We start from the raw sequence: 24,529 nt of genomic DNA on the forward strand, positions 1-24,529 counted from the left end.
CATGAGCAACCCCTGGATGAAGAAGAATCCCTTGATGAGCATGTGGCTGAGCGCGGCCAACAAGGCGGTCGGCTCGGCACGCGGTCAGTCCGCGGCGGCCGCCCGGCGCCAGGTCGGGGCCGCGCAAGCGGAGGCGACCCGGCAGATCGTCGATTTCTGGAGCGGCAAGACTGCCCGCGCGACCGTCGCCAGGCGGAAGTCGCGCCGCTGATGGCGCGACGCAAAGGGTCCGGAGGCTGGCTGGGCGTGGTCGCCCGTGGCATGGAGGCGATCACGCGCAGCACCGTGCGCGCCGGTACGCGGGCGGTCGGTCAGACAGTCAAGCCGGTGATCGAGAAGCGGCGCCCGCCTGCGGGTGCGGGCCAATGGATCCAGGGCCTGGCCATGGGTGCGACGGGCATGCGCCGGTTCCGCCTGTATCGGCCACCCGGCATCAAGTTCGGCGAGCGCCTGCCGCTGATGGTCATGCTGCACGGGTGCGGACAGGATGCGAAGACCTTCGCCACCAGCACGCGCATGAACCTGATCGCAGCCCGCGAACGCTTTCTGGTGCTCTACCCCGAGCAGGACAGGGTGTCGAATCCGCAAGGCTGCTGGAACTGGTTCGACACATCATCGGGACGCGCCTACGGCGAGGCGGCGCTCATCATGAAGGCGATCGACCAGGTCTGCCTGATGTACGCGGTAGACCGCGCGCGCATCGCGGTGGCGGGCCTCTCGGCAGGGGCCAGCATGGCGGCGCTGCTCGTCGCCAGGCATCCGGACCGTTTCGCCGCCGTGGTGATGCACTCGGGCATACCGCCCGGGACCGCGCATTCCACGCTGTCCGCGCTCGGCGCCATGCATGGTCATCGCTCCACGAAGCCCCTGGCGGCGGCGCCGCTGGCGAGGGCTGTTGCCGGATGGCCGCCGTTGATGGTGATCCATGGCGGCAGCGACAGGGTGGTCGCGGCGTCGAATGGGCTCGCCGCGGTTCGCGCCTGGGCCGACGCCATGGGCGCAACCTCGAGCAAGGAGCGCACGCTGCAACGGGGCAAGCGCTACCCGGCGACCGTGACCGACTTCAAGCAGGGGGCCAGCACGGTGGCGACCCTGGTGGAAATCGACCGGCTCGGTCACGCCTGGAGCGGCGGCGCTGCCGGCCAGCCTTACAGCGACGGCGCAGGGCCCGACGCGTCGCGCATGGCCTGGGCTTTCGCCGCCAGGCAGTTTGGCGCCCGCCATGCTGCAGTGCGTCATTACATCTCTGCGGGGCAGCACTAGACTGTCTCCCCGAAGGAGCGGCAGATGAGCTTGCGCAGAAGCTTTTCTCGTGAGTCGAGCGGAACGCGCGGCGTGCCGCCCGATCCCGCGCTGCCTGCGCCGCTGTCCGATGCCGAACTCTGCGAACGCGCCGTGCGGGCCATCTGGCGAAGCCTCGACGAGCATGAACTCGTCGACGAGGCGGTCCGGGACGAGCTCGCCATGGTGCTCGAGCCGCTGACCGCACTGCCCCTGGGGCCGCGGGCCCAACGGCTGATCGACACCCTGAGGCTGCCGGACCCGATCGATCCCGCCCACCTGTACTGGCTCACCCGCCGGCTGTTGACGCTGGTGCCCGAGCTGCAGGCCACAGCGGCGGCGCTTTCGAAAACCCGCGTCTAGCTGCCGGCGCCCTCGTGCGCCGATTCGCTCTAAAGTCGGGCTGCGCGGACCTTGCTGCCGCGCTACTTCACCCGCACCCGGAGCGCCACGCATGGACGAAACATCGGACTACACCCCACCCAAGGTCTGGACCTGGAACAAGGCCAACGGCGGGCAATTCGCCAACATCAATCGTCCGGTGGCCGGACCGACGCACGACAAGGAACTCCCGGTGGGCCGCCATCCGCTGCAGCTCTATTCGCTGGCCACGCCGAACGGCGTCAAGGTCACGGTGATGCTGGAGGAGTTGCTGGCGCAGGGGCACGCGGGCGCCGAGTACGACGCCTGGCTCATCAGGATCAACGAGGGCGAGCAGTTCGGCAGCGGCTTCGTTGCGGTGAACCCGAACTCGAAGATTCCCGCGCTGATGGACCGCAGCGCGCCGACGCCGGTGCGGGTGTTCGAATCGGGCGCCATCCTGCTGTACCTGGCCGAGAAGTTCGGCGCCTTCCTGCCGACCGTTCCGGCCGATCGGGCGGCCTGCCTGTCCTGGCTGTTCTGGCAGATGGGCAGCGCCCCCTACCTGGGCGGCGGCTTCGGCCATTTCTACGCCTACGCGCCGACCAAGATCGAGTACGCGATCGACCGCTTCGCGATGGAGGTCAAGCGCCAGCTCGACGTGCTCGACCGGCGGCTGGCCGAAACCCAGTACCTGGCCGGCGACCACTACACGATCGCCGACATGGCGGTCTGGCCCTGGTATGGCGCGCTCGCCAAGGGCCTGGTCTACGGGGCCGGCGAGTTCCTGCAGGTCGAGAGCTATGCCCATGTCCAGCGCTGGACCGACCTGATCGCCGAGCGGCCCGCGGTGCAGCGCGGGCGCAGGGTGAACCGGGTCTGGGGCGACCTGGACAGCCAGCTGGCCGAGCGTCATGACGCCGGGGATTTCGAGTCCGGAGGGCACGCGCTGGACGCCGCGCCCTAGGCGGGTCGAGGGGCACCCGCTAGCACAGCCGCGGCGGGAAAAAAGGACCTAGATCACAAAACAACCCAGTCCATTTGGAGGGTTCACAGCCGGCGGCCCAAGGCGCAAAGTCGCCCCATTGTCGAAACGGGAGCAGATCATGGACTCAGCAATTCTCACCCTTGGCGCACTGGCGGTCGTGGTGGTGGCCGGCTGGGCCATCGACCTCCTGCTGCATCGCACGCCGCAGACGCGGATGCAGCGCATGATGGCGCAGCAGCTGCGACGCTCCACGCGGGCCATCGAAGGTTGATCAGCCGTCGCCGAGTGCCGACGTGAAGAGCCGCTTGCCGCGCGAGCGCAGCAAGGCCACCAGCCGCTGGGCCGCCGGCGACAGGTAGCCCTCCCTGCGATAAGTGACCCCGAGGTGGCGCCGCAGCGTCGTCTCCTTCAAGGGCACCTCCCGCAGCGCGTGGGCGGCCCCGCTGGCGTTCAGTGTGTGGCGCGACAGGAAGCTCAGCAGGTGGGTGCGCGCAATCAGCCGCGGCAGCAGCGGAATCGAGTTGGCATCGATCTGCGCCCTCGGGGTCGGCAGGCCGCGCGAGCGGAAGGCGGCGTCCAGCCACTGCCGGCTTACGATGCTGTCCACCGGCAGCACCCAGCGCCAGGCCAGCAGTGACTCCATCGTGATCCGCGGCAGGTCGAACACCGGGTGGTCCGGGCTGGTCGCGACCACCACCACGTCCTCCACGATCGAGTGCGTCACGAAGTCGTCGTCGTGCTCGGGCATCAGGCCGATGAGCAGGTCGATGCCGCCTTCGCGCAGCCGCTCGCGCAGCGCGATGCTCGGCGCGATGGTGATGTCGATGGTGGTCTCGCTGGCCTCGGCCAGCAGCAGGCTGCAGATCTCCGGCAGCACGTGATCGGCCGCGATCGGCCCGCTGCCGATACGCACGTGGCCGGCATTGCCCTTGGCGAAATCGCCGACCTCGCGCAGCGCTTCTTCGGTCGCGCCGCGCAGCACGCGGGCACGCGCCAGCAGCACCTCGCCGACCGGCGTGAGCCGGATGCCGCGGCCCCGGCGTTCGAACAGCGCGGCGCCGAAGGCCTCCTCCAGCCGCTGCACGGCCTTGGTCAAGGCCGGCTGGGTGCGGCCCAGCTTGTCGGCGGCCTGCCCGACATGGCCCAGGTCGGCCACGGCCTCGATGGTGTCGCCAAATAGAGTGTGAAAGGCCCAGATCCCGCGCTCCCGAGCGCGGAGGCCCGATGCAACCGCCGTCGGGTGTCGGCTTCGGAGTCTCAAAACGACTGGTTTGGGCGGCTTAGTCCGCGTAGCGTTGCAAATAGAGTGTGCAAATGCTCCTCTGGCGTTTTCAATTTTGGTCTTTGGGCAGGAGGTGGCAGCGAAACGGAAAAACTTTTTCATTCCGCATACTCGATAATGCTCCTTGTTCGATTCCTAGAAGCTATCGATGGACATTCACCTGCGCGACCTGAAATACTTCGAGACCGTGGCTGAGCTGGGCCATCTCGGCCAGGCCGCCGACAAGCTGGGCCGCACGCAGCCTGCCTTGACCAAGGCCGTGCAGCGGCTGGAGCAGGCCTTCGGTGCCGAGCTGTTCGAACGCCAGGGCCGCGGCATCCGGCTCACGCCGGTGGGCGAGGTGCTGTTGGCGCGCGCCCGGCTGCTGCGCGGCGCCACCGAGGAGGCGCTGCGCGAGGTCGGCGACTTCGCCAAGGGCAACGCCGGCCACGTGCGCATCGGCAGCGGGCCGATCGCCGCCGATCACGTGCTGCCCGAGATCTGCAGCCTGCTGCTGGCCGAGGCCAGCGAAACCACCATCGACATCACGATCGCGCCGAGCATCGCGCTGCGAGAGCGGCTGCGCGAAGGCGGCATCGACCTGCTCATCGGCCTGATGCCCGAGCACGACGACGACTTCGTGACGCACTCGATCGTGGAGGACGTGGTGGTGGTGGCGACCAGCCCGGACCACCCGGTGTTCGACCTGCCGCGCATCACGATGGAGTCACTGCTGGCCTGGCGCTGGGTGCTGCCGGTGGACACCATCGTGAGCCGGCAATGGCTCGACGCGGCCTTCCGCTCGCGCGGCCTGCCGACCCCGAAGGCGCAGATCGATGCCAACTCGATTCCGCTGCTGCCGCGGCTGATCGCGCGCACCCACCTGCTGAGCTTCCTGTCGCGCCACACGCTGAACGCCAGCGGGGCCCGCCACGCGCTGCGGGAAGTGCCCTTGAAGGAGACGACGCTAAGGCGCCACCTCGGGGTCACCTATCGCAAGGAGGGCTACCTGTCGCCCGCGGCCCAGCGGCTTGTGGCGCTGTTGCGCTCGCGCGGCGAGAAACTGTTCTTTGCTTCGGCGCTGGAGAATTAGCGACAGGTGTTAGGGGCTATGGCGTACAAACGCGAGCTGCGTAGGTCAGGACGGCAATGTCCCTTCAAGACTGGTTGCAGCCGTTCTGCCAAACTAGGCGCTAGGGCCGCTTCACGGCAGGTTGCGGAACAAGGTCGCGAAAGGCCGATAGGCCGACTGCTTCAGACACATCTGAGTCACTCGTGCGCGGCGATCCAATCGACGCTGCGATCAGCAACGAACTTTCGGCGGGCAGCTGCTCGGGAGACTGCTGCGCCCCTGAGACCGGGTACTCAAGGCGGCGCGGTCGTGGTCTGGTGGTGAATGTCAGTCGGGGGCGGAGCCAATGGGCACCGCCGACCCATAGCGGCCCATCGCCGAGCAGCGCTCTCCGCCCTAAAGACCTTCGCGGTTGCGGGCCGAAAGGATCAGCCCAGTCGGTCTTCTTACGGCCCTTGCGGCCTTGCCTGCTTCGTCGTACGAATCGAAGTGACGATGAGCTCACCTCCCCCTGGCCGGCCTGGGGGCGGGAGAACTGGCTTGGCCCCATGGGGAGCCTTGGACTGCGAAAGAGCCGTCAGGGCGGAGTGGTCGACTTGGGCGCCTTGCGCCGGACCCGGATGGTGTCGAGTGCCATCTTGAGCTTCTCGACGTCGTCTCGGGCCTCTTTGGCGTTCGGCGCGGCGAACGCTCGCGCACCCGATTTGTCGTGGCCCGCGATGATGTCGCTGGCGCGCGAATGTAAGTCGACCAGCGGCTCACATTCTTCGAGCTTCAGCCCGACGGTCTGCTTGATGGAGGCGACCCGCACGTAGTCGTTGTAGCGCTCCAGCGTGCCACAGAACACTACCTCCTCAACCCCCTTCTCCACGACCCCTCGCAGACAGTTGTAGAGGTCCCGGGCCCGAGCCTCGGCCTGGTCGTTGTCGAGGTTCGGCTCGTCCTTCGCAAACGCGCTGGCCAACTTCTCGAGCTTGTCCAGCCGGTCCTTCGTCGGCAGGTGATGCCAGGGCAGCCCGTCGTGAATCCGTCCGGTGGATTGCTGGCTGAATGTCAGGAACCGACAGACGTGGGGCGGCGCCTCCGCGGCCTTCAACAGGAGCAGGAGTTCCGCCAGGAAGACCGTGTCATGGGTGAACACGACTACCTGGCGCGTCTTCGCCTCCTCCACGAGCCGACGAGCGACGCGCTGGCGCCGCTGGTGGTCCAGCGAGGACACGGGGTCGTCGAAGACGGCCGCGCCACGGTGGTGGGCGACGCTCAGCTCAGCGAAGAAGCTGCCGATGGCAATGACCCGCTGCTCGCCTTCGCTCAGGATGTCCTCGGGCTTGGTCGAATTGGGCAGGTCGAGTACCAGCTTCAGCTTTTGACGACCGCGTTCGGTACGCGCCTTCAGCGCCGTCTGCAGATGGGAGATGCCCAGCTTCTCGAACTCCTGATTGAGCGCGTCGCTCAGCTGCCGCGTTACCGCCGATTCCGCCAGCTGACCCGCCTTATCCGACACCGGTTTGGTCTTCAGGTCTTCCACGCAGGCCGACAGCTTGTGGTGCAGGCGCTTGGCCTGGACGAGCTCGTAGAGGGCATCGCGCCGCGCCGACAGCGCCTGCCGAGCCTTCAGCTCGTCGGCCTCTTTCTGCAGCGTGGCCCGCGCGGGACCGGGCTGGGCCTCGCGCAGGATGTGCGCCTGCTCCCGCACTGAACCCTCCAACTGCCGCGCCGCCTCGATGGGCTGAGTGGTGTAGGCCGGGGGCGCCTTCGACCAGTCGTGTGTCCTGAGCCCTGCATCCAGCGCCCATTGTCGCCGACTCTCAACCGTGGCCTCGAAGGCATCCTTGGCCGCCGTCCATCCTGCCGAGTTGGCCTCGATGTAGGTCACCGTCGTCTCTTCGAGCCGAGCTCGCAGTGGCGTGCTGCGCAGGCTCTCGAAGGTGCGCTGGTGGCGAGTTCGCTGACCGTCCGCCCGAACGCTAGCGTCGTTAACGACGAACTGGGCGAAGCGCTGCAAGCGGGAAGCCGCCTGTTCCGCAAGTGGGGTCTGACACAGCGGGCACGGTGCACCGGGAGTGGTGGGGTGCTGGTGCGTCTCGACGAAGGCTTGCGCCGCCGTGAAGAGCTGGCGCCACGGCCCCTGCCCGGTGCCTTCAAGCAGCCCCTCGTCCCCTCTCAGTTGATTGGCGGCCAAGGTCTCGGCTTCCAGCGCCACCCTGAGGTCCTCGTCGACCTGCCACAGCGCCGTCATCGCATCGTCGGTGACGACCTTCTGGGTGTCCTCGAGCGCCTGCGCCGTTGCCGCGATTCGGGTCGCCAGCTCGTCACATTCGCGGGCCTTCTCTGCCGGTGATTTCTCCGCCAGCGCCGCGGTCAGGACCTCCAGCCGCGCGGCGTTCTCCTCGCTAAACTGCAACGCCTGTTCGATGGCAGCGTCCTTGGTCCAAGCGGACAGTTGTCTGAGGAACTGGCCCACGGCGGTGTCGGCCGGCTTCAGGTCGACGAGCGCCTTGTCCGATACGGCGAGGCCGGCGATTTCCTGCAAGATAGCTCGCTCAAGCCTCGGGAAGACGACCCGCGCCAGGTCCTCGACAACGTCGAGTCCGTACGGCGCGAAGAGGACCTCGCCTTCCTGGTCGGTGTAGGCCCGGGCGCAGCGGGTGTCCAGGATGGCTACGGACGCCAGCTCTTGAGGTGCCGTCGCGTTGGCCTTCCAGGGGACATCGAAGCTCTTGCCATCACCCCATGACACGGTGAAAACTGCCTCAGGGGTCTGCTGCAGGCGTGCCTCTACCCCCGCGTTCGGCAGCACCGGCTCGTTCTTCACGCGCGCCCTGCAGGCGCTCTTGATGACTCTGGAGTACCCCGACTTGCCTGCGCCGTTGTCTCCGAACACGACCGTCAGCCCCTTGGGCAGGAACTCCAGGAGTTGCCCCTCAGCGAGACGGTTGACGTGCCGCAGGGAGTGCAGCGCCTCCAAAACAATGGGATTCGCAGCACCGGCGGTCGGTAGATGCGCCTTCGCGAGCGGCACCGGGGTCGGCATGACGTCGCCGACGAGGCCGCGACTGGCTTTCAGCATCAGCAGCAGATCGTCGTAGTCGCCATCGTCGAGCGTGACCTTCTGGAACAGGCGCCGCACCGCGTCGCCCTGCCATGGTTTGAGCTCATGGGCCGCCCAGGCCAGAATCTCGTCAAGCAGTGCCATCGTCCATCGCTTCCTGCGCTTTGCGCGCTGTTCGAGGACGACATTTTGGCCGTGTCCTTCGGGATTGCCGTCTGGGATGGGGGTCCGGAGCCCATGACGGGCGACGCCGGGCCGCCAGCCCTTGGTGAAGTCGGTAGTTCGGCGCGCGACGCTGCAGTTTAGCGTTGGAGCGGATGGGCGAACTCAAAGACTCGGCCAAGACCTGACCGTCGTGCCAGTCCACTTTTAACGCCTGCCTGTTTGGTAGTCTTGACTTTTGATCGAACAGCAAGGAAGAAGCGGCGTGCCAGCTACCGAGATGACGACAGCCGAAGTACCTGGGGTGTACCGGCGCCTCGCGAGCGCAATTGGTGCGGAGCACTGGCAAGGTGCAGTTGCGCGACAGGAAGAGGCGATTCGGTTGAACCGATTTCTCGTTGACTACCTGCGTTCGGAATACGCTATCGCATACCAGTTGGATCGGCTGCGAAAACTGGTCGCGGCGTATGGCACGGTGCCGCACGAAGCCTGCAACGATCCAAGTATCTTTCCATCCCTGGGCTTCGCTGCACAGGTACTCGAGGTCCTGAAGAGGAGCACAGTCAAACAGGCCAAAGCGTTCGTCAAACGGGTCCGAGGCGCCTTCAGCCGTTCTGAAGAAATGCACGGTCTGCGTTTGGAACTACAGGCAGCGACCCATTTCTCCCGTCGAGGGCAACGTGTGGCTTGGCATAGGGTGAACAACGGGGGCTCTTTTGATCTCCTGATCGAGGATCTCGGTCCCGGGGGCCTTGAGGTCGAGTGCAAGTCCATCTCGTCAAACAAGGGCCGCCGGATCCATCGTCGCGATGCGCTGGAGTTCTGGGGCGAACTGTGGGGAGAGGTGGCCGGCGTCGCACAGAACCTGCGCTGGGGGCTTGCGGTTGTGCTAGTCGTTCCCAATCGCTTGCCGGTAAACGGAGAGGAAAGGGCGGCACTCGCGAGAGAAGTGGTTGCTCGAATCGTCGTTGGGAGCGGCGCGACCTTGGGTGGGGGCGCGGAGGTGCGCATTGAGCCCTTCGATCCTGCCAAGATCGACGCAGCGAAGAATAAGAGCCGCGAGGAGTGGAGAAAGGCGGTCGACGCAGCGACAGGCACTGTCAATCGCGAAGCAGTCGTGTACGGGACCCCTGCGGGAGGCATGCTGGCGTTCGTGATGCAAAGTGCAATTGAGGACGACGTTCTGGATCAGGTGTTTGCTACCCTCGACGACTCAGCGGCGCGACAGTTCACACACAATCGCGGCGCGTTGTTCTGGGTTGCGTTGCAAGGCATGGATGCAGACCAGTTGCTGTCACTACACGAACAAGACAGTCGCCCGGCCGATCAACCAACAGCATTGAGACTCGGAGTCGGCAACTTCCTCAATCGCGCGCCGGACCATATCGTCGGTGTTGTATTTGGCAGTAGAAACGGCCTTTTTCCTGCTGTGGATGGCAGCACGGACTCGGGCGGAGCAACGAACTTCTTCTTGAAGGAAGGAAGCCCTCTCTGGCATGCAAGTTTCCGCGGCCCGTTGCGAGCGCGGGGTCTCTCGAACTAACGACGAGGGGCGGCGCGCCAAAAGGAATTCAGCTCGTTGGACTTCCGCGCGGAGTAAATGAGTTGGTGCCAGATGACATGAGTGTCTCCTTACCCTTTCTGAGAGCGAACAGCCGTCCACGCGTGCCGGACCTGCGGCGTGCCTACGGCAGCGGCGCTTCAGCCACATCGATGCAAGATGCTCCAGCCGACCGCGCGACTGCCCGGACCGGAGACCTGCGCAAAGCCCGGGCGCAGAGCGCCGACCGGACCTCCCGCCGGTTTGGAGTAGATTGCATCCAATCACAACGCTTCAGGGTCCGAGTATGTATTTCGAACACGTCAAAAAGAGAATCGTCAACGGGCTCATCGATGAAATTGTCGCGATGGGTGCGACTGAGCTGGAGTTGGTAGGGCACGCCGTCATTGAGCTTCTCGAAGCCAAGAAGTTGGTTCATCACGGCCTCAATAAGGACTACCGCCCGGTGGGCTATACCGTTGATACCTTCTCGCAGGACGGGTCCACGGTGGGCGAATACAGTGCCGAGAAGGGATACTTCGAAGATTCGTCGAAGCCCGGCGATCCTCCTAAGTTCAAGAAGATCGAGGGTGACATCGATCATGCGCTAACCCATGGTTCGCCCAAGAGCATCTACTTGATCGCGAGCCAAGAGGAGCCGGAGTCGTTCCGAGGAAAATTCCGCTCGACCGATCGAGGGAAGGCCTACGCCGATGTGGTCAAGATCTTGGATGCGAGGGAACTTGCGAAGCACATTTACGAATTTTCTGTCGACAATCCGGAGTCGGCGGGCTTCTTCAGCGACTTCTTTCCCGAGTTCGCTCAGAACCTTCAGAACTATGAGTACTACGGGCGCGTGCCCGGGATCTGCGAGAACCATCACACCGAAGACGCGATCTTGAATGCCGTGCGTTCGCACTACGCCAAAGGTGGCAACGTGTGCGTTCTGTATGGTCTCAGCGGCTCCGGAAAGACGCAGGCCGCGATCGACTTTGTTCACAAGGAGGCTGCCGCCTTCGAGAATTACGTGTGGATTTCCGGCGACGACTGGCAGAAGGACACGCCGCTTAGCTCGATTCAACGTTCGCGGGGCGGCGTGCCCTTCAATGTCGCCGGAACCTTCAACTCGGCACGAACGCTGCTGGTCATCGATAGCCTAGAGCGCACCATCGATGCGAAGGCGTTCAGCGAACTCCAGCAAGGTTTCGGCCGCAGCGGGGTTGTCCTTGTGACGTCCCAGCTCAACGCCCCCGGGAACGCGGACTATGTCGCCATACCGCCCCTGTCATCAGACTCGGCAGCAAAGGTGCTGGGAGAAGACCCTGCCAATCTCAGTCTGGCAGCTGCCGCCTTTGTTGAAGCATGCAGGTTCTCGCCGCTGATTCTGGCGACGACTCGCAATATTGCTGCAATGGGAGACATCGCCAAGGACGACCTGTATCGAGAAATACTTGGCGATCCGCACGCGCTTTCGCAAGGAGACGGGACTTCGATTATGAAGTCGCTCCTCAAGCGATTGCAGCCGAACACTTTGGGGGCGCTGGTCAAGATCGCCGATTCAGGTTCGAATGTCCACGACACTAGATTTCTGGCCCACTTTCTAGGGCAGAACGAAAGGGTCAATCTCCAACGGTTGGCCATCCTCCAGCCAGCCACAGCACCCGGAGTTCTTAAGGTCCACGACCTGATCTGCGACGCGGTCCGCGACAAACCCGGATCGAGGGTGATCGCCGACGCCGTCGAAGAGTACGTGCGTAAGTTTTCCGGCGAAATGATGCCCACCGTCATTCGCGAAATCCATCTTGCGCTGGAGCAGTTGCTGCTCGCGAACACTGAGCGTGGTGCCCGAACCCCTGACTGGCTTCAGTACGCGCTCCTGCAGGCCGGCAGTGGTGCGAAGCAACAATGGGCGATTGACCTTCATTCACGCGCGATAACCGTAGAAAGCTCGCTGTCCGAGGTGCTCTGCATCATCGATGGCAAAGAGGCGCACGCATACGGCATTGAGAACAAGGCTGTTCGGCAAGAGTACTACAAAGCGTGCGCGGCAGAGTATCAGCATGCAATCGAAGCCGGCGTCAATGAAGAGGTCCGCGCTGAACTATTGCACCACCGTGGGAAGACTCTGCGGCGTTGCAGCATGCTCGAAGAAGCTCGGGCGAGCTTTTGGGAGCTGCTCAACATACGACCTGGATGGCATGCGACCTATGGTCAGATCGCTCACCTTGGCACCCAGAAAGAGGCTTCGGCTCAACTGAAGAGCGAGGGTCGCGACGCAATGCGGTGGCTGGTAGAGAAGATGCTTGCCGATGCTTCCTCCGTCCCGCTGCGCGTCTCCCTCGCCGCAATCACCCGTTTGCGCTCGTATCGCGAAGTCGCCGAGTACTTGTCAGCCGACAGAGAACGTGTGGAACGGATAGCAGAAGTAATTGCGATGTCCGCGCTGGAAGGGTTGGACCAGTTCTACGAGGCGTACTTGTCCTTCACGACTGTGTTTGGCTACCATCACATGCACGTCTGTGTCGCCCTGGCCGAAGCGTTGCCGGAAATTCTCGCCACGCCCCCTAACGCTGTGGAACCGCGGCAGTGGGTGAGCGCCTGTGAGTCCTTGACGAATACAGCGATCGCTGCCGGGCGGCTGGGGAAAGACGACCTGGAAGCTCGCATCAATAGAGTTGCCGCGACGTTCACAGACGCGATTGACGCGGCCGACGTTGTCACCCCATTTGCAGCGCGAGCGATTGCCAAGGCTTATAACTCCGCAGGTATGCCGCAGAAGGCGCTGGATCGGATTGCGAAGATCGCGTCCGACAAGGTCGACCACTGGCTTCTTTATCAGAAGTCGAAGGCGCAACTCCTACTCGGCAATCCCGACGCGCTCCAGACCGCAGAGCTTGCGCTGGGATCGGCCAAGGCCGATTCGAAGGCTTCAGAGCGATTGGCCATCTACTTCGACCAATTGAGCCAATGCGCTGAGAAGCAGCAGAACTTGCCTCTGGCCAAGTCGTATTCACAGGAAGCTATCGCTCATTGCAAGGATGAACAGTACTTGCAGGAACTGAAGAAGAGACAGCAGGCCTTGGACGGCAATGCGGTGCAATAACGCAGACAGCTTTTCTCTCGCCAGCTACCTGACGGCCGCTGGCGCGGAAGTGGCACCAGATCTTCCAGCCAAACCCATTTCGAGGACTGGTAGCTCCAGTCATCAAGCACACTCTGCTTGATGGATCTATTGCTCCGAATCCTGTTCTGGTGCCCGAAGTGCTGGCAGAAGGCCGGCATCGGGCTCTTCAGCTTCTCGTTCACCATGCTCCTGCTCGGCTGGCGCCTGGCGGGAAGAACACAGCGTGTCCAACGTCGCACGGGTGTTGTCATCGACTTGGATCAGATTCTGGCGTCGATACCCGTGCCGATCCCAGTCACACCTGAAGGCTTCGCCTTTGCCGGACTCGGTATGGTTACAGGCGCCGTATTGGCACTGGCGGGCAAGTGGGCCAAGAACGGCATGTTCTGAAGGCTGCGCAGAGCCAGTTGAGTCGATAGGCAATGGAGCCTTTCATGGCTCCTGCCTACAAATTCAGCAAGACCACGCAGCTGATCGACGGCATTGGGCCTCCTTCTTTCGGAGGCGCGGCCCGCCTTCGGGCCCGACGCCGATCGTCGTCTCGAATTTCCGATTTCCTGCTGCTACTTCCGCAAAGGAGCACAAACCGGGCGGCCTAAACCGTACCGCTGGACGACCGCTTTCGCTGCAGTGCGGTCCTAGGCAACCTCACCTCCGAATCCGAATGGGGCGGACACTGGCACGCTGAATCTGGCTGTAACTGCCCTGCTGTGGTTCCCTTCCGGGCGGGGTGTCAGTTGCAAGGCTCGTCGAGCGAGCGATAACGCGCTTGTTATCGAGCCCGATTCGGTGAGACCCGCGGCTCAGTTCGCTGCGAAGGACTCCTGCTCATCTGCAGACTGGTGTGCCTTCACTTGGGCGATGGCGGACCATCAGGTGCCTTCAAATGCGCTGCCTCTGTGCTCGAGCCGCATCCGGCGAAGAAGCGCTCTTCGATGTGCGAAACGATGCCAACTTGCGGGTCTGGCACCACTGTGCTCTCCATTGATTGGTGCCGGCCCAACAACAGTGTGAGTCCTCCGTGGGGCCTACCGGTCGCAGGAGAACGACCCTACTGTGGAGGTCCACTCTCACATTGAAGGCTTTCATGGACTCGCATCACCCCGCACGGACGAACGTGGGCATCAATCGTTACAGCGCGAAGGTCAATGGCATTCGCCTGCACTATGCAACTGCTGGAGAAAGTGACCCCGTCCTTCTTTGGCACGGTTTCCCTGGCACTTCGAATTCGTGGCGAAAGTCATTCCGCTTTTTGCCAGAGAACACAATCATGACAGCGCCCACCGCAAACATTCGCAATCGCAGGTGCAGTCCCCGCTCGGCCATTTTGACCCCCACACTTTAAGAGAAGAACATCATGTGGAAGAAATTTCTGTTGGTTGGATTTTCGCTCATCCCCATGGCCGCGTTTACTGGGCAGGCAGCGGGCGCAGGGGCAGGAACCATGGTCTCGGCCGATGCAATGCAATGGCAGGAGATCGAACCCGGTTCGCCGATGAAAATTACCATTCTCTGGGGGGATCGAAACAAAGGCGAGTACGCGATGCTGCTGAAGATGCCGGCTGGGTTTGTTGCGCCGATTCACGCGCATACAGGTGACTACCACGGCACGAACTTGATCGGCACCTGGCGTCATTCTTTCGAGGGCGGCGAGGAACGAACGCTCCCGCCTGGATCCTATGTGTTTCAGCCCGGAATGGAAATGCACGGTGACGCTTGCGCGGGACCCGAGGACTGCATTCTGTTCGTGCACCAGCATGTGAAGGGCGATGTCATCCCGAAGCGGTAGGACCTCGGCTCCATCTCGTTTAATGCGGAGCGCCCAAGGGCCAGGGCTCTTGGGTTTCCCGCCGCGCTTCGTCCGCCGGCGCTCGCTATGCCAGCTTGACGACGACCTTGCCTTTTGCACGTCTTTTGTCGACGTAAGACATAGCCTCGTTGATCGATTCGAATGGAAGGACCCGATCCAAAACTCGCCGAATAATCCCGGCATCGGTCGTTGCGCTTCTAATGCGCCGCGGTGCACTGAGACCCTGGCGTGAATGACGGTTGCCGGCCCGGCGAAAGTTCCTGCTGCTGTAGCACTCTTCCTCGTCTAGCACCGCGCGTCGGCGCCCAGCACGGCGCCGCGGGTAGTCCACCGGGAAAGGGAAGAGCGAGCGGACGAGGACAGTCCCGAGCCAAAAGGCCAAGGCCGTCCCGCTGACCGCTTCCGGGTCGGCGCCCACAGTCAGCTATGGGCACTGAACCGACGGACGAGGTGCACACCTCATGGCTGCTTAGCGACTGGTTGCCGACGAGGATTGTTCTACGTCTGAACTTCCGTTCCTGGCCGAACTGAGTCTTTGGCCGTCGCCAAGCGAAAGACGGCTCCCCGCTACTGAGCCGCCTTTCGGCAACGACTGTCAAGTGCGCAAGAAGCAAACCTATCGCGCCACCGATTGCACATGCCGCAGGACCGGGGCAGGCGCGAACCCCTACGCGGCGTTCGAACACTCCGTGTTGGCCAGGGAAGGGAAGGGCGCCATCAAGCAAAACGCCGAGGCGAGCGCGCGTTCTGCTGGGCGCTACAAGGAGAACCGATTACCGAGGCGGCCAGGCTTGACAGGTTAAGATACGGAACGTATCGTATCGAATGCCAAGCCGCAGTCAGTCCTCGCCGAAAGCCATGCCAGCCCCCCCTCGAGCACCCGGCCGCTCCGAAGTGTCGGTCGGTCGCCCGCGCAGCGACGAAGCCACGCGAGCGGTGCGTGCGGCCGCCTTGGCGTTGGCCTCCGAGAAGGGCGCCCGGTTCGTCACGGTCGAGCGCATTGCCGCCCACAGCGGTGTCGCGAAAACTTCGATCTATCGTCGATGGCCCAACGCGGCCAGCATCGTGATGGACGCCTTTCTGGCTGACGTCGGTCCCAAGATCCGTTATCGCCGAAAGTCCTCTGTGCAGGAGACTTTCGCCGACTCGGTCGGGCAACTGGTTGCCTCACTCGAGGGGGCGCGGGGCGACCTGCTGCGCCACCTTCTCGGCGCCGCTCAGTCGGATACGAAGTTGCGGCAGGCGTTCCTGAAGAACTGGATCGCACCCCGCCGGTCCGAAGCGATGGCCGTCATCGCTGAGGCCCAAGCCAATGGCGAACTGGCCGCGAACATCGATTCCGACGTGCTGGTGGACGCCATCTATGGCGCGGTCTACTACCGGCTGATGATTCCCTACAGCGAACTCTCGGCGGCCTACGCGCAAAAGATGGTGCGACAAGTCTTTGAGGGCGTGCTGGACCACCTCCCAGCGTGATTTCTGGGACAGGCTCCGCATGCAGCAGGCGCCCTGCCGCTTCGATGAAGGAACAAGAACCATGAATGCCTTCTCTACAGCCCGCGACGCGCGGGCACCCATTTCGGGCGATCGAACGGGGACCTCCGCCATCGCCACGACCGAATATCGCGTTGCGAGCGTCTCGTTCGGGCCGTTTCGTCTGAATTCCGCTGGGCGGCGTGTCGAGAAGGACGGTGTGCCGTTCCCACTCAACAGCCGCGCACTCGACATCCTGATTGTGCTCGTCGAGCACGCCAGCGAGATCGTCGGCCATAGGGACCTCATCGCACGTGTGTGGCGCCACCTCGAGGTTAGCCCCGGCAGCTTGCGCACGCATGTCGCCATGCCTGCGCAAGCCACTCGGCGATGGAGAAGGCGGAGCCCGCGCATCAGAAGATGTCAAGCGTTGTTAAGGTATCGGCTGGCCCGTACCTTGACGTTGCATTCAACGCCGGGCCAGGGGCTGGGGCGCAGTTTCGGACCAGAATTCCAACAGAAGGCGGACCAGTTCGTCGGGCTGTTCCTCGGGGATGAAATGCCCACAGTTCTGAACCACACCGCCCTGGACGTTCTCGACGACGGTCGTGAGCAGCTCGCGGGTTTTGTCGCCGAAGCTCTTGTCGCCTCCCAGGGCGAGCACTGGGACACGCACCTTGTCGCGCACAAAGGGCTCCGTCTGCGACTGTGTGTCGAAAATCGCGCGGTAGACGCCAAGCACGCCGCTCACGCCGCCTGGAGCGGCGAACGTGCGCATGGTTTCGTCGAAAGCATCCTGCCCGATCGCGCTGGGATTGGCGCAGAAGTTTTCATAGAACCAGGAAAGCACCTCTCGTTCGTGCCCGGAAAACAGCATTTCCGCCAGCCCGGGCGCCAATGCAAGCGGCCACCACCACAGGCCGCCTCTGACGGTGCCTTGAGGTGTGAACTGCATCAGTCGTCCGAGGCACTCTCCGGTGATGATTGGCTCGTCCAGGTAGGCCAGCGTGCGCACCTCCTCGGGATGTTCGCCGGCCCACACCAGCGCCGCCGGCGCGCCCATGTCATGGGCCACGATGTGGAGGGGTCCCACGCCGAGATGCCGCAAAAGCGCGCGGAAGTCCGCGACCAGCGTACGTGCGTCATAGCCTTGAGCCGGCTTATCCGAATCACCGAACCCGCGCATGTCGGGCACGATCACTGTGTGGGTTTGGGCGAGAAGGGGCAAGACCTTGTGCCAGGACTGCGAGGTGCCCGGAAAGCCATGCCAGAGCAACACGGGGTCGCCTTGGCCGGCGACCGTGTAGTGCAATCGCACCCCATTGACGCTTGTCGTTTCTTGCGTGGAGATCATGGCTTTCCTTGTTGCTGAGGCGCGATTCGCCGCGTCGAGATGGCGCTTGCTGATCGCTGATTCCGATTCGTCGATGCTAGTGACGCGACGAGGCAGCCGGTAGATGGCCAGGGTGCATCGCCCTGTTGCCTCGAAAACACCAAAGTTGCCAGCAAGGAGGGAAGAACCTCTACGGCCTGGACCGCGACGTCCGAAGCTTTGTCGGGATCGCGAAAGCCGCATCGATGTCTTAACATCGCCTCCCAAATGGCGACCCAGCCAGCACCTGAGCACAGGATTCATGAAGAAAAACATCGCCGCCGCTATCGCATTTGCCACGGCAATGACCACGTCGCTGGCCGCACACGGGCAGGATGCCAAGCTGGACCCGGACACGGGCCTGCCAGCGTCGCAGCCTTTCGATTTCCCCGAGCAGGGAGAGATTGCGCCGTTCTGGGCAAAGCGCCTCACCGGCTACTTCACGACCTCCGATGGGATCAGGCTGCGCTATAGCGTGCTCCTGCCGAAGACATCAGGCAGGTTCCCCGTGATCTTGAGCATCAATGGGTACGACGCAGGCGCGATCGGGGGAACGCCCTATCTGAAGTACAAGACATCGATGTCGGTCGAACTCGACAAGCGGCTGGTCGAGGCCGGCTACGCGGTGATGGGCGTCAACGCCGCAGGCTCCGGATGTTCCGCGGGCCCGCTCGAGTACACGCGGCCCCAACTCGGAAGGCATGGCGCCGAAGCCGTCGAGTTCGCGGCGTCGCAGACATGGTCTGATGCCAAGGTCGGCATGGTCAACTGGTCGTACGGCGGGTCTGCCCAACTGGCGACCGCGCAGAACCGGCCACCGCATCTTCGGGCCATCGTGCCCGGGATGGTGCTGACAGACTTCCGTGACGCCCTGATGCCTGGTGGCGTTCCGGCGCCCGGTTTCGTCACGCCCCTGCGGGTCTCCATGCGCGCCTATTGGGAGAAGGTGGTCGCACAGACCGCGAAGGAAGAGGGCGACGTGCAGTGCCTGGCACAGATCCCGAAGAACCTTGCAGCCGAAGACACGAACTCCGTGATGCATCTGTTGCTGTCGCATCCGCTGCGAGACGACCACATGAAGAGCTTCGATCTGGCGTTGCATGCCGGTCGCGTCCAGGTCCCTGTGCTGTCGCTCGAGGCTTTCCAGGATCAGGCCATCACGCCTCGCAGCGGCTACTACCAGTCCCGGCTCGACCCGGCCAAGCTGTGGTCGGTCCAGACCAACGGCCGGCACGACATGTACCTGGCCTCGGCGTTCCAGGAGATGGCCGTGCGCTTTCTTGACCGCTTCGTCAAGGGCGTGGACAACGGATTCGAACGCGATACGCCGCGCACCACCGTGTGGATGGAAACCTCCGAAGAGGAAGGCGGCAGCGCCCTTCAGCGGCGCGTGTCTCCCAAGGCGCGCTGGGTGGTGAAAAGAGGTCCGATCCGGAGCGCCGACCTGGTGGTCAAGGAATTTCACCTGGGTGCCGGCCAGGCTCTCGCCGATGGACCCGGCTCCGGGGCGGCCGACGGATTCGACTACCCTGGCGCCGGTGTTGCCGTCAACGACATTGCAGGTAGCTCTTTCTGGGGAGAGTTGCCTGGCGACTGGAAGGCAACGGGCATCGCTTACACATCGCCGCCGCTGGGCGAAGACATGATGGTCTACGGGCCGGGCAGCGTCGATCTCTGGGTCACCGCCAGCGCCGGCGACGCCGATCTGCAGGTTACCGTCACCGAGCTTCGACCGGACGGACAGGAAACCTATGTCCAGCGCGGCTGGCTGCGTCTGTCGAACCGGGCCCTGGACACCGCGCGCTCGACACCTCTGCTGCCGGTGCGCCTCGAGCGGCCCGAGCGCGTCATGCCCCTGCTGCCCGGGCAGCCGGTCCTCGCGCGCGTCGAGATCAACAAGATGGGGCACTACTTCCGCAGCGGTTCCCGGCTGCGGATCTGGATCGACACGCCGGCTCAAACCGGTGGCCTGGTGTTCGACACCTTCACGCAAAAGCAGCGCCTCCACGTGCTGCACAACGTTAGATACGATTCTGTCCTCCGGCTCGGGGTGCTGAAGGACGTAAAGGGTCCGTCAAGCTACCCGGTGTGTGGCGCGACTATCCTGCAGCCGTGCCGGCCGGATCCGCTGGCGATCCGCTGACTGAGGGCAGATACAGATGCAGTACAACCCGGCGCTCGATGGTCTTCGGGCGCTGTCCATCCTCGCCGTCCTCCTGTTTCACTGCGACATTCCCGGCGCGCGCGGCGGGTTCGTCGGACTGGACGTCTTCTTCGTCCTCTCCGGCTACCTCATCACCTCAATGCTCTCGGCGGAGTACCGCCAGGGCGGGATCGAAATCGGTCGCTTCTACGCCCGGCGGGCGCTGCGGCTCTATCCGACCCTCTTGCTCATGGTAGCGGTCTACCTGGGGCTGGCTCCCATGCTCTGGCCAGATGACAACCGGTGGCTGTCCGCCGTCCTCGCCGCACTCTACGTCTACGACTATGCGTTGGCTTTCTGGGAGATCGCCTACACCATCGGCCACACATGGTCGCTGGGCGTAGAGGAAAAGTTCTACCTTTTGTGGCCCCTCGCGCTGCCGCTGTTGTTGCGGACGCGGCATCCAGTCGGTTGGCTGGTGTCGTCATTCTTTGCCGTGACCGCATGGAGGTACTTCGTGGCCATGAACTGGACCTGGTCGCAAGCGTATTTCTGCTTCGACACGCGGATGAGTGGCATCCTGCTCGGGGCCATCGCGGCGCTCACCCGGTTCAGGGTCTCGAGGCACGCACTCACGGTGGCGTGCATCGCGCTAGCGGTCCTCATGACCCTGCCTTCCCTGCCGACGAGCGACCAGATAGAGGCGGTCACTCTGCGCATCACGCTGGCGGAGCTGTCGGCCTTCGTGCTTGTCTGCTACGCGGCGGAGCACGGGAAGATGAAATACCTCGCGTCACGGCCCGCGGCCTACGTTGGCAGGCTGTCCTATGGCATCTATCTCTGGCATTTTCCTTTTGCCCTGCTGCTGCGCAGTTCGCAGCCCGGGTGGGTCACGCTGAGCGCGACGGTCGCGTTTTCGTTCACGATGGCGGCGATCTGCCTTCATCTGGTGGATGCGCCCCTCAAGAGATGGCGCCAGAAGGCATGGCCGCAGACGCAAACGGCCGTATGAGCCACCCGGTATTGGTGCCGAAGCGGAATCAGCGCGGGTCCTAGGGCGGCACTACCGAAGCCTGGGCGCCAATCCTACGATGGATGCCATCGAGCTTCCATCGCAAGCCGTTGCGTTGGTGCTCTGTCGCAGCTCAGCCAAAGGAAACCCTCATGCCCCAATCTCACAATCCGGAAATCTTGGCCTTCATCGACCTGCTCGCCGATGCCGGGAGTCACTATCGGATGGACGAAATGGAAGCGCTCTATACCGAGGACCTCGGTTTTCTGGTGCTGACGCCGCAAGGAGACGTGGCCCGCTTCTCGAAGTCGGAAATGATGGCCGAGTTCAGAAGCCGTCGCGACGCGGGCGAGAAGCCGCTGTCGACGGAAAAGCGCATTCTGCATATCGAGGAGCAGGGCGATGAAGCAACCGCGATCCTCTTTCGACGCATGAGCCAGGACGCCGATCCGGCGCTCTATGAGTTGCGGCTCCGGCGGACGGACGGCAAGTGGAAGGTCGCCGGCGAAACCGTGCTCCCGTGGCCCGACCTTGCCAACGCGAAGGGATTTCTCCCTCCACGTCAGACGGCTGGGACCTGAAGGGAAGGGCGACGGGTCCGAGCGCGGTGTGGCCTTAGGTCAGCGCCATGCCGCCATCGACCTTCAGGTTGATGCCCGTGACGAACACGCTGTCGTCGCTCGCCAGGAAAAGCGCTGCGTGCGCCAGTTCATCCGGCTGGCCCAGCCGACCCAACGGGATCGCTGCAGCCATGCTCTTGTCGAACTCCGGCCGTGCGGATTCCGTGATGCCCAGCTTTGCGAGGATCGGCGTGTCGACCGGCCCCGGGCTCAACACGTTGACCCGGATGCGGCGGTCCTTGAGTTCGAGCGCCCAATTGCGCGCGAAGGCCTCGATGGCGGCCTTGCTGCCTGCGTAGACCGCGTGGTTGTCCATCACCTTGCTGCCGGCGATCGAGCTCGTGAGGATGACCGAACCGCCATCGCGCATGAACGCGAGTGCCTTGGTCACGCCGAAGAACACCGCGCGCGTGTTGGTGGCGAACTGCAGATCGTAGTTGTCCACGGTGACGACGGCGGACGGCTCGAGAATGGCCGTTCCGGCATTCGCCACATAGATGTCGATGGCACCGAAGCGCGCTTGCACCGCGGCGAGCAGCCGGTCGTGCATAGCAAGATCGGCCACGTCACCCACGAAGCCCATCGCGTCCGCACCGAGGCGCGCGAGCGCGGCATCCACCGCGTCCTGGCGTCGTCCCACGATGACGACGCGAGCGCCTTCCGCCGCGAACATCTGGGCACATGCCAAGCCGATGCCGCTGTTGCCGCCGGTGATCACGGCCACTTTTCCAGAGAGTTTCTGCATGAGGTTTTTCCTTGATGGACTGAGAGAGAAGTCTTGAATCTAGGTTTGCCAAGCTGACTTGAGTAGTAAGAAGGAATGGAAACACTTGTGCCCAGGAGTCCTCAATGAATGTTCTAGATCACGCGCCCGGTTTGGTGGCCTTCGCGAGTTCCGTCGAGGCCGGCTCCTTCAGCGCGGCCGCACGAACGTTAGGCACATCGCCGTCGGCGATCTCCAAAGGCGTTGCGCGGCTGGAGCAACGCTTCGGCGTACGGCTCTTCCAGCGCTCGACGCGGGCGCTGTCCCTCACGCAAGAAGGTGCCGCCTACTACGAACGCATCGCGCCGCTGTTGCGTGCGCTCGACGACGCCAGCGAGGTGATGCAACCCGACGGCATCGCGCAGGGCGTGCTGCGCATCACGGCCCCCGGCGACCTCGGGCGCATCCTTCTGTCGCCCGTGGTGGGCAAGTTCCATCCGAGGCATCCTGGTTTGAAGCTCGAGATGAGCCTCGCCGACCGGCATGTCGACTTGATCCGCGAGGGCTATGACATCGCCATTCGGGCGGGGCAGGTCGCTGACACCGACCTCACCGCTCGACGCCTTGCCGACCTGCCCCTTGTGTTGGTGGCGTCCCCCCAGTACCTGGCACTTCGTGGAACGCCCAGTTCGATCGATGCCTTGCGTGGTCATGCGCACGTGCGCTACATGCTGGGCGGCAAGGCGTTTCCGATCCGCTTTGCCGATGGCAGCGTGCTGAATCCCGCCGGTGTGTTCGATACGGACAACAGCGTCGCACTGCGCATCGCGGCACTGGGCGATCTTGGCGTCATACAGATCCTGCGCCTGTTCGTGCAAGACGACATCGACGCGGGCCGACTGGTGCCCGTCCTGCCGCTGCAGCGGCTGCCGCTCGTGACGATCTCGGCCTTGCATGCCTTCGGCCGGCAGGCGCCGGCGCGTGCGCGGCTCTTTATCGAGTTCCTGGCCACGGAACTCGAAAAGCTGTCCTGATGCTGCGGGCAGAACAGGGCCCTCACAGACCCAGCGCCTTGGCGACCCCCGCGCCGTAGGCCGGATCGGCCTTCGTGCAGTTGTCGACGTGGCGGCGCTTGATGAACGCCGGCGCATCGCCCATGGCACGTGCCGTGTTGTCGAACAGCATTTGTTGCTGTTCAGGCTTCATCAGGCGGAACAGGTCACCGGGCTGCTTGTAGTAGTCCGAATCGTCCTCTCGGAAGTTCCAGAAGTCCGCATAGCCGCGCAGCCCGAGCGGCGGCTCTCGATGCTCGGGCTGCTCCTGCCACTGGCCGAAGCTGTTGGGTTCGTAGTGCGGCGTGCCGCCGTAGTTGCCGTCCACGCGCATGGCGCCGTCGCGGTGATTGCTGTGCACCGGGCAGCGCGCGGCGTTCACCGGAATCTGGTGATGGTTCACGCCCAGGCGGTAGCGCTGCGCGTCCGAATACGCAAACAGGCGCGCCTGCAGCACCTTGTCGGGTGACACGCCAATGCCGGGCACCAGGTTGTTTGGCGCGAACGCGCTTTGCTCGACGTCGGCAAAGAAATTCCCGGGGTTGCGGTTGAGTTCCATCACGCCTACCTCGATCAGCGGGTAGTCCTTCTTGGGCCAGATCTTGGTCAGGTCGAAGGGGTGGTATGGCACTTTCTGCGCGTCGGCTTCGGGCATCACCTGCAGGTACAGCGTCCATTTGGGAAAGTCGCCGCCCTCGATGGCGTCGTACAGGTCGCGCTGATGGCTCTCGCGGTCCGCACCCACGGTGGCGGCGGCCTGCGCATCCGTGAGATTCTTGATGCCCTGTTGCGTCCTGAAGTGGAACTTGACCCAGAACCGCTCGTTGCCAGCGTTGACGAAGCTGTAGGTGTGCGAGCCGAAGCCGTGCATGTGGCGGTAGCTCGCCGGGATGCCGCGGTCACTCATCACGATGGTGACCTGGTGCAGCGCTTCGGGCAGCAGCGTCCAGAAGTCCCAGTTGTTGGTGGCACTGCGCATGTGGGTCCTGGGGTCGCGCTTCACGGCCTTGTTGAGGTCCGGAAACTTGCGTGGATCGCGCAGGAAGAAGACGGGCGTGTTGTTTCCCACCAAGTCCCAGTTGCCTTCCTCCGTGTAGAACTTGAGCGCAAAGCCGCGGATGTCGCGCTCGGCATCCGCGGCGCCGCGCTCGCCCGCGACGGTGGTGAAGCGGGCGAACATCTCGGTCTTCTTGCCCACGGCGCTGAAGAGCTTGGCGCGGGTGAAACTGGTGATGTCGTGCGTGACGGTGAAGGTGCCGAACGCTCCGGAGCCCTTGGCGTGCATGCGTCGCTCCGGAATGATCTCGCGGTTCAGGTTGGCCAGCTTCTCGATCAGCCAGACGTCCTGCATCAGCAGCGGGCCGCGGGGGCCGGCGGTGAGGCTGTTCTGGTTGTCGACCACGGGGGCGCCGAAGGCAGTGGTCAGCGGAGTGGTGTTCGGGGTGTCGGATGAATCGCTCATGGAGGGACTTTCTCAACGCAGGGAAGGGAGCGCCAACGGAAC

The 24,529-nt window shown here is 63.8% G+C and carries 21 protein-coding genes; 15 read left to right on the top strand and 6 right to left on the bottom strand.

The features are described 5' to 3' along the window. Window position 1: 1 nt before the first annotated feature. The 5 genes from QTI68_RS09035 to QTI68_RS09055 all read left to right on the top strand — a co-directional run bounded on the left by QTI68_RS09035 (window position 2) and on the right by QTI68_RS09055 (window position 2,900). The gene (locus tag QTI68_RS09035; protein WP_286521058.1) at window positions 2-211 is read left to right on the top strand and encodes a hypothetical protein; all 210 of its coding nucleotides are present in this window, start codon (window positions 2-4) and stop codon (window positions 209-211) included. Beyond that, window positions 211-1,263 carry an extracellular catalytic domain type 1 short-chain-length polyhydroxyalkanoate depolymerase gene (locus QTI68_RS09040; protein WP_286521059.1) on the top strand — a complete coding sequence of 351 codons (1,053 nt, stop codon included), beginning with the start codon at window positions 211-213 and terminating at the stop codon, window positions 1,261-1,263. Before QTI68_RS09035 ends, QTI68_RS09040 begins: the two co-directional genes overlap by 1 nt. A gap of 24 nt (window positions 1,264-1,287) precedes the next feature. Next, on the top strand, window positions 1,288-1,644 hold the full coding sequence (locus QTI68_RS09045; RefSeq protein ID WP_286521060.1) for a hypothetical protein: 357 nt from the start codon (window positions 1,288-1,290) through the stop codon (window positions 1,642-1,644). Between the two features lie 91 nt (window positions 1,645-1,735). Further along, complete coding sequence (gene yghU, locus QTI68_RS09050) at window positions 1,736-2,608, top strand: glutathione-dependent disulfide-bond oxidoreductase (RefSeq protein WP_286521061.1); 873 nt, start codon at window positions 1,736-1,738, stop codon at window positions 2,606-2,608. Between the two features lie 139 nt (window positions 2,609-2,747). Continuing rightward, window positions 2,748-2,900 (top strand): hypothetical protein, encoded by a 153-nt coding sequence (locus QTI68_RS09055; protein ID WP_286521062.1) that lies wholly within the window; start codon window positions 2,748-2,750, stop codon window positions 2,898-2,900. On the opposite strand, the gene QTI68_RS09060 is transcribed toward QTI68_RS09055, so the two are convergent. Then, entirely contained in the window at window positions 2,901-3,785 is an 885-nt protein-coding gene (locus tag QTI68_RS09060; RefSeq protein WP_286521064.1) for a LysR family transcriptional regulator, read from the bottom strand. It lies immediately after the preceding gene. 274 nt (window positions 3,786-4,059) lie between these two features. Here QTI68_RS09060 and QTI68_RS09065 point away from each other — a divergent pair, with 274 nt between their 5' ends. Beyond that, window positions 4,060-4,983 (top strand): LysR family transcriptional regulator, encoded by a 924-nt coding sequence (locus QTI68_RS09065; protein WP_286521065.1) that lies wholly within the window; start codon window positions 4,060-4,062, stop codon window positions 4,981-4,983. 556 nt (window positions 4,984-5,539) lie between these two features. Here the strand turns inward: QTI68_RS09065 and QTI68_RS09070 are convergent. Beyond that, window positions 5,540-8,158, bottom strand: coding sequence for an AAA family ATPase (locus QTI68_RS09070; RefSeq protein ID WP_286521066.1), 2,619 nt, complete (start codon window positions 8,156-8,158; stop codon window positions 5,540-5,542). A 400-nt stretch (window positions 8,159-8,558) separates the two neighbouring features. On the opposite strand from QTI68_RS09070, the gene QTI68_RS09075 reads away from it, so the two are divergent. The 4 genes from QTI68_RS09075 to QTI68_RS09090 all read left to right on the top strand — a co-directional run bounded on the left by QTI68_RS09075 (window position 8,559) and on the right by QTI68_RS09090 (window position 14,629). Continuing rightward, on the top strand, window positions 8,559-9,719 hold the full coding sequence (locus QTI68_RS09075; RefSeq protein ID WP_286521067.1) for a hypothetical protein: 1,161 nt from the start codon (window positions 8,559-8,561) through the stop codon (window positions 9,717-9,719). A gap of 304 nt (window positions 9,720-10,023) precedes the next feature. Next, window positions 10,024-12,819: a P-loop NTPase family protein gene (locus tag QTI68_RS09080; protein WP_286521068.1), complete on the top strand. Its 2,796-nt coding sequence runs from the start codon at window positions 10,024-10,026 to the stop codon at window positions 12,817-12,819. Window positions 12,820-12,939: 120 nt separating this feature from the next. Next, entirely contained in the window at window positions 12,940-13,230 is a 291-nt protein-coding gene (locus QTI68_RS09085) for a hypothetical protein (protein ID WP_286521069.1), read from the top strand. 967 nt (window positions 13,231-14,197) lie between these two features. After that, window positions 14,198-14,629 carry a cupin domain-containing protein gene (locus tag QTI68_RS09090; protein WP_286521070.1) on the top strand — a complete coding sequence of 144 codons (432 nt, stop codon included), beginning with the start codon at window positions 14,198-14,200 and terminating at the stop codon, window positions 14,627-14,629. An 85-nt stretch (window positions 14,630-14,714) separates the two neighbouring features. Here the strand turns inward: QTI68_RS09090 and QTI68_RS40330 are convergent, their stop codons facing one another. Beyond that, window positions 14,715-15,068 (bottom strand): zinc-binding dehydrogenase, encoded by a 354-nt coding sequence (locus tag QTI68_RS40330; protein WP_503011638.1) that lies wholly within the window; start codon window positions 15,066-15,068, stop codon window positions 14,715-14,717. A 440-nt stretch (window positions 15,069-15,508) separates the two neighbouring features. Between QTI68_RS40330 and QTI68_RS09100 the strand changes: the two genes are divergently transcribed. Further along, window positions 15,509-16,126: a TetR/AcrR family transcriptional regulator gene (locus QTI68_RS09100; protein ID WP_286521072.1), complete on the top strand. Its 618-nt coding sequence runs from the start codon at window positions 15,509-15,511 to the stop codon at window positions 16,124-16,126. Between the two features lie 466 nt (window positions 16,127-16,592). Here the strand turns inward: QTI68_RS09100 and QTI68_RS09105 are convergent, their stop codons facing one another. Continuing rightward, the gene (locus tag QTI68_RS09105; RefSeq protein WP_286521073.1) at window positions 16,593-17,477 is read right to left on the bottom strand and encodes an alpha/beta fold hydrolase; all 885 of its coding nucleotides are present in this window, start codon (window positions 17,475-17,477) and stop codon (window positions 16,593-16,595) included. 280 nt (window positions 17,478-17,757) lie between these two features. On the opposite strand from QTI68_RS09105, the gene QTI68_RS09110 reads away from it, so the two are divergent. From QTI68_RS09110 to QTI68_RS09120, 3 genes are all read left to right on the top strand, one after another. Continuing rightward, complete coding sequence (locus QTI68_RS09110; protein ID WP_286521074.1) at window positions 17,758-19,638, top strand: CocE/NonD family hydrolase; 1,881 nt, start codon at window positions 17,758-17,760, stop codon at window positions 19,636-19,638. A gap of 16 nt (window positions 19,639-19,654) precedes the next feature. Then, the gene (locus QTI68_RS09115) at window positions 19,655-20,650 is read left to right on the top strand and encodes an acyltransferase family protein (RefSeq protein WP_286521076.1); all 996 of its coding nucleotides are present in this window, start codon (window positions 19,655-19,657) and stop codon (window positions 20,648-20,650) included. A gap of 152 nt (window positions 20,651-20,802) precedes the next feature. After that, window positions 20,803-21,231 (top strand): nuclear transport factor 2 family protein, encoded by a 429-nt coding sequence (locus QTI68_RS09120; protein ID WP_286521078.1) that lies wholly within the window; start codon window positions 20,803-20,805, stop codon window positions 21,229-21,231. A gap of 34 nt (window positions 21,232-21,265) precedes the next feature. On the opposite strand, the gene QTI68_RS09125 is transcribed toward QTI68_RS09120, so the two are convergent. After that, window positions 21,266-22,015 carry an SDR family NAD(P)-dependent oxidoreductase gene (locus tag QTI68_RS09125; RefSeq protein ID WP_286521079.1) on the bottom strand — a complete coding sequence of 250 codons (750 nt, stop codon included), beginning with the start codon at window positions 22,013-22,015 and terminating at the stop codon, window positions 21,266-21,268. Window positions 22,016-22,149: 134 nt separating this feature from the next. Between QTI68_RS09125 and QTI68_RS09130 the strand changes: the two genes are divergently transcribed. Further along, window positions 22,150-23,007 carry a LysR family transcriptional regulator gene (locus tag QTI68_RS09130; RefSeq protein ID WP_286521556.1) on the top strand — a complete coding sequence of 286 codons (858 nt, stop codon included), beginning with the start codon at window positions 22,150-22,152 and terminating at the stop codon, window positions 23,005-23,007. A gap of 22 nt (window positions 23,008-23,029) precedes the next feature. Here QTI68_RS09130 and QTI68_RS09135 read toward each other — a convergent pair whose 3' ends face one another. Then, entirely contained in the window at window positions 23,030-24,487 is a 1,458-nt protein-coding gene (locus QTI68_RS09135; protein WP_286521080.1) for a catalase, read from the bottom strand. Window positions 24,488-24,529 lie beyond the last annotated feature (42 nt).

It is taken from the genome of Variovorax sp. J31P207 (assembly GCF_030316965.1).
In the GTDB taxonomy this organism is placed as follows: Bacteria; Pseudomonadota; Gammaproteobacteria; order Burkholderiales; family Burkholderiaceae_C; genus Variovorax; species Variovorax ginsengisoli_B.

Coding starts and splice junctions, on each gene's coding strand:
- QTI68_RS09035 (WP_286521058.1), top strand. CDS start 2: ATGAGCAACCCCTGGATGAAGAAGAATCCCTTGATGAGCATGTGGCTG.
- QTI68_RS09040 (WP_286521059.1), top strand. CDS start 211: ATGGCGCGACGCAAAGGGTCCGGAGGCTGGCTGGGCGTGGTCGCCCGT.
- QTI68_RS09045 (WP_286521060.1), top strand. CDS start 1,288: ATGAGCTTGCGCAGAAGCTTTTCTCGTGAGTCGAGCGGAACGCGCGGC.
- yghU (WP_286521061.1), top strand. CDS start 1,736: ATGGACGAAACATCGGACTACACCCCACCCAAGGTCTGGACCTGGAAC.
- QTI68_RS09055 (WP_286521062.1), top strand. CDS start 2,748: ATGGACTCAGCAATTCTCACCCTTGGCGCACTGGCGGTCGTGGTGGTG.
- QTI68_RS09065 (WP_286521065.1), top strand. CDS start 4,060: ATGGACATTCACCTGCGCGACCTGAAATACTTCGAGACCGTGGCTGAG.
- QTI68_RS09070 (WP_286521066.1), bottom strand. CDS start 8,158: ATGGCACTGCTTGACGAGATTCTGGCCTGGGCGGCCCATGAGCTCAAA.
- QTI68_RS09080 (WP_286521068.1), top strand. CDS start 10,024: ATGTATTTCGAACACGTCAAAAAGAGAATCGTCAACGGGCTCATCGAT.
- QTI68_RS09085 (WP_286521069.1), top strand. CDS start 12,940: ATGGATCTATTGCTCCGAATCCTGTTCTGGTGCCCGAAGTGCTGGCAG.
- QTI68_RS09090 (WP_286521070.1), top strand. CDS start 14,198: ATGTGGAAGAAATTTCTGTTGGTTGGATTTTCGCTCATCCCCATGGCC.
- QTI68_RS09100 (WP_286521072.1), top strand. CDS start 15,509: ATGCCAGCCCCCCCTCGAGCACCCGGCCGCTCCGAAGTGTCGGTCGGT.
- QTI68_RS09105 (WP_286521073.1), bottom strand. CDS start 17,477: ATGATCTCCACGCAAGAAACGACAAGCGTCAATGGGGTGCGATTGCAC.
- QTI68_RS09110 (WP_286521074.1), top strand. CDS start 17,758: ATGAAGAAAAACATCGCCGCCGCTATCGCATTTGCCACGGCAATGACC.
- QTI68_RS09115 (WP_286521076.1), top strand. CDS start 19,655: ATGCAGTACAACCCGGCGCTCGATGGTCTTCGGGCGCTGTCCATCCTC.
- QTI68_RS09120 (WP_286521078.1), top strand. CDS start 20,803: ATGCCCCAATCTCACAATCCGGAAATCTTGGCCTTCATCGACCTGCTC.
- QTI68_RS09125 (WP_286521079.1), bottom strand. CDS start 22,015: ATGCAGAAACTCTCTGGAAAAGTGGCCGTGATCACCGGCGGCAACAGC.
- QTI68_RS09135 (WP_286521080.1), bottom strand. CDS start 24,487: ATGAGCGATTCATCCGACACCCCGAACACCACTCCGCTGACCACTGCC.